The 2,276-nt window shown below is 43.9% G+C and carries 1 protein-coding gene and 1 pseudogene; both read left to right on the top strand.

Annotated elements, in window-relative coordinates; all coding sequences use genetic code 11:
* Positions 1 to 301: pseudogene (locus tag QZY09_RS16825) on the top strand (beta-galactosidase); the annotation flags it as partial.
* Between the two features lie 98 nt (positions 302 to 399).
* Positions 400 to 2,276, top strand: a 1,877-nt coding sequence (locus tag QZY09_RS16820) for a glycoside hydrolase family 2 TIM barrel-domain containing protein (RefSeq protein ID WP_295674227.1), incomplete at its 3' end; no start/stop codon positions are given.

The following is a 2,276-nucleotide window of genomic DNA, read 5'->3' as shown; positions in this document are numbered from 1 at the left end:
TACTTCTAACCAATACGGCAAAGGCAGGGCGATTTACGTCGGGTTGCCTGCCAGCGGCGAGGTACTGGGCCCATTGCTGGATAAACTGATAGATGAACTCGGTATTAAAAAGGGGCCGCAGGTACCCGATGGTGTGATGGCGAGGCAAGTTGACAAAAATCATGTACTGTATCTCAATACAGGCCGGAAACCGGTAGAGATCAGGCTGAAAGGCGCCTTTAAAGGCATACTTACAGATAAAACCTTTGTCGATAGTTTTACCCTGCCGTCTGAAGAGCCTGAATTGATCGAAATTAAGTAATGAAAGCCCGTAAGGGTATTGGGGGTGAAGAAATTATATAGATGTTTAAAGGATTAACAAGATATAGCAGCATTTGCTTTTTTTTATTGTTGTGTACAATGAAAGGAATTGCGCAAAATGCGCAGCAAACGGGTCTTTCTAAAAGAACCAAAGAGTGTTTTGATTTTAACTGGCAGTTCCACAAAGGTGATATCGCCATCAAACGTGCAGTAAAAGCTGGCGGTTACGGGGGGCTAACAGATATTAATGTCAAAGTTGAAACAAATAAAGAGGCCATTGTTGCTTATACTGATCTCAATAAAGCAGCCGTATTTAAACCTGAAGACTGGAGGGAAGTAAATCTTCCGCATGACTGGTGTGTGGAGGGAACTTTTGTCAATGACAATTCCATTGGGAGTGCCCCAGCTGTCAGCGGATATTTGCCCGGTGGGATAGGCTTTTATCGAAAACAATTTGAAATACCGGAAACCGATAAAGGGAAAAAAATATCCATAGAATTTGACGGGATTTTTAGAAATAGTACCGTTTGGGTTAATGGTCAGCTGATGGGTAACCACCAAAGTGGTTATACGCCTTCAAATTATGATTTAACAGATGTTTTGCGTTACGGTAACGAAGGCAAAAACGTTATTCTGGTAAAGGTTGACGCTACCGAATATGAAGGTTGGTGGTATGAAGGCTGCGGCATTTACCGGCATGTTTGGCTCAATAAAACCGACAGGCTTCATGTTGACCGATTTGGAACTTATGTTACCACGCCTGTAGTTTCGCCGGATGAAGCTGCTGTAAACATAAAAACTAATATTAAAAACGAATACGGAGCGGTTAAAAATATTACACTGATCTCAAAAATTGTCGATAATAAAGGAGTCGTTCTTGACATAAAGACATCATCCCAGGCAATAGAGCCATTGAGTACAATAGAGGTTTCACAAAAAGGCGCTATTCAAAAGCCACTGCTTTGGTCGCCCGAAACACCAAATCTTTACAAAATACTAACCGAAGTTTCTGAAAACGGAAATATCATTGACAATTACGAAACCACTTTTGGGGTAAGGACCATCGAAATAAACCGAAATGGGGTATTTCTGAACGGAAAACTTTATCCTGTAAAGGGCACCTGCAACCACCAGGATTTTGCAGGCATAGGTGTAGCCCTTCCTGATAAGATAAACGAATACAAATTAAAGTTGCTTAAAGAAGTTGGTTGCAATGCTTACCGTTGTTCCCATCATCCCCCTACACCGGAGCTGCTTGACATGTGTGACAGGATGGGTTTGCTGGTACTGGACGAAAATCGCATGTTGTCAAGTTCTGAAGAAGGGATAAAAGATTTAACAACCATGTTATACCGGGACCGCAATCACCCATCCATATTTATGTGGAGTATGGAAAATGAAGAATGGATCCAGGGCACGGTTACCGGGGCGAGGATACTCAAGACAATGGTTGACATTACCCATAAAATTGATCCTGCCCGGCCGGTGACAGGCGCCATGAATCATGGACGGAACGAAGGCGGCTATAGCGATGTGCTGGACGTTGTGGGCTATAACTATGGCGACAAAGGATTGGCTTATGTAAAAGACTATGAAAAATATCCTAACCGGATCGAGTTTTGTACAGAAGCCACCAGTTTTATTTCAACCCGTGGCGAGTATAAGAATGATTGGGGAAAAGGTTATGTTTCAAACCTCGGGCTATGGCAACACGGCTGGGGGCCGCTGCCTGGCGAAGATTGGGCGGATATTGTTAAATATCCCTATCTCGGGGGCTTGTTTGTATGGACAGCCTTTGACTACCGTGGCGAGCCCACGCCATATCAATGGCCATGCGTTACGTCGCATTTCGGGTTTATGGATATTTGCGGTTTCCCCAAAGACGGGTACTATGCATACAAAGCGGCCTGGACAAACGAACCGGTAGTCCACATTTTTCCGCATTGGAACTGGCCCGGGAAAGTAGGAGACAGCAT

This window comes from uncultured Mucilaginibacter sp., assembly GCF_903913935.1.
Classification (GTDB): Bacteria; Bacteroidota; Bacteroidia; order Sphingobacteriales; family Sphingobacteriaceae; genus Mucilaginibacter.
The sequence above is the reverse complement of the archived record's forward strand: the minus strand, read 5'-3'. Positions and strand labels throughout refer to the sequence as shown.